The organism is Dolichospermum sp. LEGE 00246, from assembly GCF_015207865.1.
In the GTDB taxonomy this organism is placed as follows: Bacteria; Cyanobacteriota; Cyanobacteriia; order Cyanobacteriales; family Nostocaceae; genus Dolichospermum; species Dolichospermum heterosporum.
The window spans coordinates 1-8116 of the sequence record NZ_JADEWA010000247.1; the positions used below are offsets into that span (position 1 = coordinate 1).

The window sequence follows — 8116 nt, forward strand, 5'->3', positions numbered from 1 at the left end:
TGTGTATAAGAGACAGGGGTTAGGGTGGGGTAATTTGAGGAATAATGGTGATTCGATAACTTAAAGTTTTGCAGTTTTCAACTCTGAGACAAACGCTTTATCTCCGCAGTTCCTAATATATCCTGGGCTTTAGCTAACATCTGGGGAATTTTTTGAGATTGGGGACTATTAAGAAGACATTCTCTTAAATCTAATTCACCTAACTTATCAGCCCGATTACCAGGAAACCAATGATTAGCCTGTCCTAAGAGATTGTAACGCATTTTCCCATAGTCAATCATGTCATAAGCCAAAGTCAAATTTAACAGCCACAAAATCACCCGCATATTTACTTCTCCTGGCGTTTCTTCCCAAGTTGGTAGATTAGTTTCCCAGGTTTTTACCCAATCTTCTCCTAAAATATTGACTGCTTCCGATTCCAATCTAGAAATAATTGGTGGTAAAATTTCTGCCGCATTATCTAACAATGCCAAAGTCTTTAAATGCTCATCAAAATCAGTTGGTTTTGCTGCACCTATACTCAAAGTATGCACTTGAGGACGACTCAAACAAAATAAATCATTAAACACCATTGGACTCAAAGGCGCACACAAATCAACTAACTTTTCTGAAGGTTGATGTAATAACCCGCCTTTATTAGAAGGGCTAATAATAAATACACCCATATCTAATTTATTTGCAGCTTCAATAGCAGCCCAATTCCATTGATTAATATAGTACCAATGCAAATTTACATAATCAAATTGATTACTATTAATTGCTTGCAAAATTATCTCTATGGGAGCATGAGTAGAAAAACCAATAAATTTAATTTTACCCTCAGACTGTAACTGTCTTGCTACTTCTAAACAACCACCTTCACGAATACTATAATCCCAAATTTCTGCATTATTAATCCCATGTAACCCAAATAAATCAACATAATCTAACTGAAGGTAAGCCAAAGATTTTTCAAACGTTTTGCGAAATTCTTGAGCATCTGCAACAGGAGAAACTTTCGTTTGGACTATTAATTTTTCACGGGGAAACTGAGGCAGGATTTTTCCCAACTGCATTTCTGATGTTCCATAACCCCGTGCAGTTTCAATATGATTAATTCCCAATTCTACAGAACGACGAATTACAGCTTCTAAATTCTCTTGATTATCTGTAGGAATTTCCTCTGGTGTGACATCCTGCCATTTATATTGATAGCGCATTCCCCCGCAGGAGAAACCGGGCATTTGTAATTCTGTCCGACCAAAACGTTTGTATAGCATTTGTGAATTTTTGAACTAAGTAGGTGAACACAATAAAACCAAAGTGTGTAAAGAAAAGTAAAATCGCCCAAAGCTTCTTCACTCTTGCATGATTGCCTCTTGCCTCTTGCCTTCCCATAACGACAATTTTTAATGCCAACCTACTTATCTATCAACTAAGAATTAGGTGAGAATCTGCGTTAGTGCTGATTGCAAATTCGGATATTGATACTCAAAACCCGACTCTAAAGTGCGTTTGGGTAAAACCTTTTGTCCTTCCAAAACTACCTTTGCCCCGTCTCCTAATATAGCTTCTATGGCGAATCCTGGCACAGGCAACCAAGAGGGACGATTCATGACGTTACCCATAGTTGTACTTAGATCATTCATGCGGACTGGTTGAGGGGCAGTGGCATTATACACTCCCTCCATTGTTGGGTTAGTTAAAGCTTGGATAATTAAACCGACGATATCATCTAGATGAATCCAGGAAAACCACTGTTGACCACTGCCAATGGGTCCACCAGCAAAGAGTTTAAAGGGGGTAATCATTTTCCCCAAAGCGCCACCGTTACCCAAAACAATCCCAAAGCGTAAAATTACTAACCGCACATTGGTATCTTTTACCTTGGTAGCTTCCTGTTCCCATTCTTGACAGACTTGAGCGAGAAAGTCGTTACCAGAGGCACTATCTTCATCAAAACTGGCAGTTTCGCTGGTTCCGTAGTAACCAATAGCCGAAGTATTGACTAGGACAATGGGGCGAGGATTAGCTTTAGCTATAGCTTCGACAATTTTTTGTGTTCCTAGTTTGCGGGTGTTGAGAATTTCCCGCTTGCGTTCTGGTGTCCAACGCCCCTCAGCAATGGGTTCTCCTGCCAAATTAACGACTCCGTCGCAACCAGATATAGCATTTTGCCAAGTGCCAGATACACAAGGAGTATAGGCAATAATTTCTAAATTAGGAAATGCTGGGGAGGGAAAAACCTTTTGAGCAAAGGTAGGGTTGCGAGTTAATACCAAAATTCTATGACCTTCCGTGTGTAGTCTTTCTACCAACCGACTACCTACAAATCCTGTTGCACCACTAATTGCTATTTTCATTGATATTTCCTGTTGTTTATGATCTACTGAGGAATGGGAATTAAATCAAGATTCTATTATGCTTCTGAATCTTCAGTCATGCAGGGGTTCGTGCCGTAAAGCAAATATCTAAACATTTCTAGTAAAACCTTTATAAATCTCCTGATGATATGCTAAGATTTAGAACGTCAAGAAGGTAGAGTTTTATCCTACTGTATTGATAAAGGATATACTATTGGTTATTCTTTTGCTGAAGTAGGTTCTGGTATGTCTGATACTAGAGCTAAATTACTCAAAGTATTTAAACTGGCGACAGAAAAGAAGATATCAAAACTTATAATAGAACATCGGGATAGATTGTGTAGATTTAACTTGGAAATATTTAAGTTATTTTTAGAAAGTCATGGTGTCCAAGTTGAATATATAGAGGAAACTCTACCTAAAACATACGAAGCTGAGTTAGCAGAAGATATGTTATCCCTTATGTCTTCTTTCTCGGCTAGGATTTACAGGAAACGTTCAGCACAAAGAAGGAAGAAGAAATGATTTTAGTTGAAAGACATATCATTAAACAATCTCACCAACATTGGCAAGAGATTGATAAACTATCTTTCCTCTCAAAAAATTTATACAATGTAGCTAATTACATTTGTCGTCAGCACTTCTTTGCCACGGGTAAGAAATATAGTCTCCCTGACCTTTATCATTTAGTTAAAGATTATGTAGACTACCGTGCTTTACCTACTAAAGTCAGTAAGCAAATTATCAAAGGACTAGTATCTACTTGGACTGGGTATTTTCAGGCTCATAAAGAATGGCAGAAGAATCCTTCTAAGTTCTTAGGAGAACCTAGAATACCTGGTTACAAAGATAAAGCTAAGGGACGTAATGTAGTTATCTACTATCATGAGTCAGTTTACAAAGCTGAATTGAAGAAGGGAATCTGTCACTTATCAATGAGTGATATTAAGATTCCAACTAAGGTAGATAACGTCATAGAAGTACGATTAGTACCACGTCCCACTTGCTATGTTGTTGAAATTGTGTATGAAAAAGAAGAACAAGAACAGTGTACTAGCAATTATGTAGCGGGTATAGACCTTGGTTTAACTAACTTAGTAGCGTTAACTTCAAATCAACCAGGTTTTAAACCTTTGTTGGTTAATGGACGACCACTTAAATCAGTAAACCAGTTCTATCACAAAACCAAAGCTAAGTTACAAGCTCAATTAGGTGATCAACGCAAGACTAGTAAGCGGATTCAATTAATGACTGCTTATAGAAACAACTACGTTGACAATTATCTACACAATACAAGTAGAACGATTGTTAATCTACTTCAGGCTTGTGATATTGGTACGTTAGTTATTGGTAAGAATGATAACTGGAAACAGAATATCAATATAGGTAAAAAGAATAATCAGTCATTTACACAGATTCCCCATGCCAGATTAATTGACCAACTAACTTATAAATGTCAATTAGCAGGAATCAAAGTTATAGTAACTGAAGAATCTTATACCTCAAAGTGCAGCGCTTTAGACTTAGAACCAATACAAAAACACTCTATCTACTTGGGGAAGAGAGTGAAGCGTGGTTTATTCAAATCTGCTCAAGGAATCCTCCTAAATGCAGATTGCAATGGGTCAGCTAATATTGTCAGAAAAGTATTCCCAAATGCTTTTGCAAATGGGATAGGGAGTGTCGCCGTTACACCAATAAAGGTTATGCCTTTATAAAGTGTCATTTTGAACAGATAGAGATTTGTTCATTTTAACACGAACGGTTGATTAATGTAATGTCGTACTCAATCCCATCTGTTGAGGAAAAAATCTCTGTATTTTGCAATAAGCCCTGGCGAATGGAATTCACGGCTACACAAACAAAGTCCGCCTGCGCGGACTAAGGAAAAATCAAGCATTGAAACCCACGCAGGTGGGTTTTGCCTGTGTAGACGCGGTTTCTAACCGCCCGTTTTACTAAACCCCTACGTTTAGAATCAAACAATCAAGCCGTTTTGAGTATAGGATAATTACCTAAACTTTGATCAGTCATTCTCAATTGCCAAAGGTTCTAAGTAATTGGACAAAAATATTTACAGTCATTGCGAGCGAAGGGAAGCAATCACAACCCTTGCGAACTGCTTGCAGCAGCGCTAGTTCCCTCCGGGACGCTCCGCGAACGCTATTGCTTGATTTCACTTCGTTTCATATGGCTAACGCCACGCCACGCTAACGCAATGACATTGTGTAATTAATTCTGTCTCACTACTTACACTGTGTTGGTGTTGACCGGGAATTTTAGATTTTAGATTAAAAGAATTTGGTACAAGACCTGTCCTTGAGGACAGAAAAATCCTCAATCCCGAATCAAGTGACTTTTAACTTTCACTTTGTGCTGCTAGGGAACAAACCTCCTTAATAAAATTGAGTTAGTAACAACACTGACGGAGCTAAAAGCCATTAATGCTGCTGCACTGGCAGGTCCTAGAACGAAACCGTAGGCAGGTAGTAATACTCCAGCAGCGAGGGGAATACCTATCGTATTATAGGCAAAAGCCCAAAATAAATTCTGACGGATAGTATTAAAAGTGGCTCGACTTAGCTGAATAGATTTTACAACATCGGTCAGGGAATTTCTCATTAAGATAATTTCAGCCGTTTCCATAGCGACATCGGTTCCAGAATGTAGGGCGATACCGACATCTGCCTGTGATAAGGCTGGAGCGTCATTGATGCCATCTCCTACCATAGCAACAAATGTGTTGATCTTCCCACATTGAAGAGATTGAATGGTGGCGGCTTTTTGGGCTGGGGGGATACCTGCCATGATGTCGGTGTTGGCGATTCCTAGTTGTTTAGCGATCGCCTTGGCTGCTTCTAATCTATCACCACTAAGGATCATCACGCGCAAACCCATTTGTCGGAGTTTATCTACTGCGGTTTTCGCATCTGGTCTGAGGGTATCACTAACGGCAATTAATCCGCTTAAAGTTCCATCTACAGCTACACCAATTACGGTTTTTCCTTCTGTGGCTAGTCTTTGTCTCTGTTTTTCTGCTGTTTCATTAATATTGATTTGGTGGTAATTAAACCATTCCCAGTTACCTAAAAGAACTTTTTTTCCCTCGACGACAGCGGATACGCCCATACCTGGTTCGGTATGGAAGTCTACAGCATGGGGGATGATTAACTCTCTGGCTTTGGCTTCTTGCTGAATAGCTGTAGCTAGGGGGTGATAAGTACCACTTTCTACGGCTGCGGCTAGTTGAATGAGAGATGATGGTAAAGTTGATTCGGCAATAACTAGACAATCAGTGACAGTGGGTTTACCTGTGGTGAGAGTTCCGGTTTTATCAAAAACTACCGTGTCTAGTTTGTGGACTTTTTCTAAAACGTCGCCACCTTTGATTAATAGTCCCCGTTCTGCACCCATTCCTGTTCCTACTAAAATCGCTGTCGGGGTAGCTAATCCTAAAGCACAGGGACAAGCAACTACCATCACAGCGATCGCTAATTTTAAACTAATTAATAGGGAAGAATATTGAGTGTGCGGTAATAAATGTTGGGGATTATGTCCCATATTGTGAGCCATTGCCATCGCCCCGGACATGGTAACATCTGGCCAGAGGTGAGTTCCCAGCAAATACCAAAATACGAAGGTTAAACCAGCCGCTGTTAAGACACCATAAGTAAAATATCCAGCCACCGTATCAGCTAATTTTTGGACTGGGGCTTTGCGAGTTTGGGCGGCTTCTACTAAAGCCACAATTTGGGCTAAAATTGTATCATCACCGGTGCGGGTAGCTTGAATAGCGATCGCTCCTGATTGATTTAAAGTTCCCCCAGTCACAGTATCTCCCGGTTGCTTCATCACAGGTACTACTTCCCCTGTCAGCATGGATTCATCTATGGTAGTTTGTCCAAAACGCACCTCACCATCTACAGGAATTTTATCCCCCGGTAACACCTGCAACCATTCGCCCACACGCACCTGTTCTGCCGGAATCTCCATAATATTTGCCCCAGCAATCAATTTTTCCGGTTCTGGGTTAATAATTAACCGGGCTGTTTGGGGGGCTAAAGCCAACAATTGGCGAAACGCTTTAGCAGCACGTCCTCTAGCCTGTTTTTCCAAAGTCCTCCCCAAAAGAATAAAACCCAGCATCATCACAGGTTCATCAAAAAAGCATTCCCAACCCATTTGGGGAAACAATAACGCTACCAAACTTGCAGTATAGGCTGTTAACGTTCCCAAACCAATGAGAGTATTCATATTCGGCGCACCCCGTCGCCAACCTAGCCAACCTTCCACTAAAATTGGTCTACCAGGAATAATAATAGCGATCGTCGCCAATCCACAATGAAACCAGATATCATTTAAAAAGGGAAAAATAACAGATCCAATATTACCAAAATGACCAATTCCCGATAGTAGCAGTAATAGACCAGCAATTCCTAACTGTCTAACTGTCCCCTGCATTTCCTGGCGTTGTCTTGCTTCCACAGCGGATTGCAGATTATCACCAGCACTTTTACCCGTCCGTAATTGGCTAGGAAATCCTGTAGCCGTTAATCCTTGAACTAACGCCTCTATATCTACAGTACCAACTTCTGCCTCTACGACTGCAACTTCCGTTGCGAGATTAACACAAACGCTTTTAACCCCTGAATGCTGAATAAGCTGTTTTTCTACTGCATTCACGCATCCAGCGCACTTCATCCCCCCAACATCTAAAATAATTTTCTCTGAGTTAAGTATTTTTGTGGGGGGGACAGATTCTCTAAGTATTTCAGATTTTGGGATCAGTTGCATGGCTAGTTTTGAGGTTCGCTTTTGTTAGTTTAACGCTTAATAACCAGCGTCTCTACTTTGAGGTTAAGGGAAATCTGCCACTTTCACCAAGTGAACAATATTAAGTTTCCGTTTAAAACCCCAACTCCCCAAAATCATCTAAATCCGGCGTTGCTGATAGCCTGCGTGGCGTAGCCATATTGAGGTATGAAATTCCCAAATTGAACCTTTAAAAATCTTACCTTTGCGTCTACTCTATACGAGATCACGAAGCGTGATTGCGTCTTTGCATGAGACTAAATCATCTAAATCACAAACATCATAGTTTAATTTTAGCTGTGTAAATTACAGCAGTTAATTGTACTGGTAACATCAAAATTAGGCTTTTACAGAAATAATTAATTTCCCAGTCTGATACTATACTAAAATATCCCGTACTCATTATTAGCAAGACTAACAAGTGCATCTGTTTATATTTGAGCAACTGCATATTAAGTAGGTGAACACAATAAAACCAACCTGTGTAAAGAAACGTAAAATCGCCCAAACCCTTTTCACTGTTCCCTCTTGCCTTTTGCCTTGCCATAACGACAATTTTCAACGCCAACCTACTTAATTTGACATGACAAACTTTCTAAAACCAACCTTGCTTATTCACAAAATAGGTATTAACAAATTCTTCATGAGATTTATTTAAGTAAATCATAGCTTCAATCAAACCAACAAGCTGCATAACTATTAATGTAAATCCATAGGTAAAAGAACCACCGATTATAGAAACTGCTAACATAATAAAACCTTCTAAAGTATAACCAAGAATGAATTTATGTAGCCCAAATCCACCAAAAATAATTCCAGCATAACCAGCTAACAGTTGTTTCATAGTGTGAGATGGGTTAATATTAGTCATATTGAGATATACTCCTTGGTAATTAGTAATTGGTAATTAGTGATTAGTCCTATTTATTTACTGGTAATCCTATATATGATTTAAATAATGA

Annotated in this window: 5 protein-coding genes and 1 pseudogene; 2 read left to right on the forward strand and 4 right to left on the reverse strand. The window is 39.5% G+C overall.

Features of this window, described 5'->3' with window-relative positions; all coding sequences use genetic code 11:
* Positions 1-77 precede the first annotated feature (77 nt).
* Both IQ228_RS16010 and IQ228_RS16015 read right to left on the reverse strand, forming a co-directional pair.
* Positions 78-1259, reverse strand: a complete 1182-nt coding sequence (locus tag IQ228_RS16010; RefSeq protein ID WP_193963526.1) for an aldo/keto reductase — start codon at positions 1257-1259, stop codon at positions 78-80.
* 162 nt (positions 1260-1421) lie between these two features.
* Complete coding sequence (locus tag IQ228_RS16015) at positions 1422-2342, reverse strand: TIGR01777 family oxidoreductase (protein WP_027403979.1); 921 nt, start codon at positions 2340-2342, stop codon at positions 1422-1424.
* Between the two features lie 168 nt (positions 2343-2510).
* On the opposite strand from IQ228_RS16015, the pseudogene IQ228_RS16020 reads away from it, so the two are divergent.
* Both IQ228_RS16020 and IQ228_RS16025 read left to right on the forward strand, forming a co-directional pair.
* A pseudogene (locus IQ228_RS16020) lies at positions 2511-2867 on the forward strand (recombinase family protein); the annotation flags it as partial.
* Positions 2864-4060, forward strand: coding sequence for an RNA-guided endonuclease TnpB family protein (locus IQ228_RS16025; protein ID WP_193963528.1), 1197 nt, complete (start codon positions 2864-2866; stop codon positions 4058-4060). The pseudogene IQ228_RS16020 and the gene IQ228_RS16025, both read left to right, overlap by 4 nt.
* A 661-nt stretch (positions 4061-4721) precedes the next feature.
* Here IQ228_RS16025 and IQ228_RS16030 read toward each other — a convergent pair.
* Together IQ228_RS16030 and IQ228_RS16035 are read right to left on the reverse strand one after the other, a co-directional pair.
* Positions 4722-7136 (reverse strand): cation-translocating P-type ATPase, encoded by a 2415-nt coding sequence (locus IQ228_RS16030; protein WP_193963530.1) that lies wholly within the window; start codon positions 7134-7136, stop codon positions 4722-4724.
* Between the two features lie 613 nt (positions 7137-7749).
* Entirely contained in the window at positions 7750-8025 is a 276-nt protein-coding gene (locus IQ228_RS16035; RefSeq protein WP_027403977.1) for a TM2 domain-containing protein, read from the reverse strand.
* Between the last annotated feature and the right edge of the window lie 91 nt (positions 8026-8116).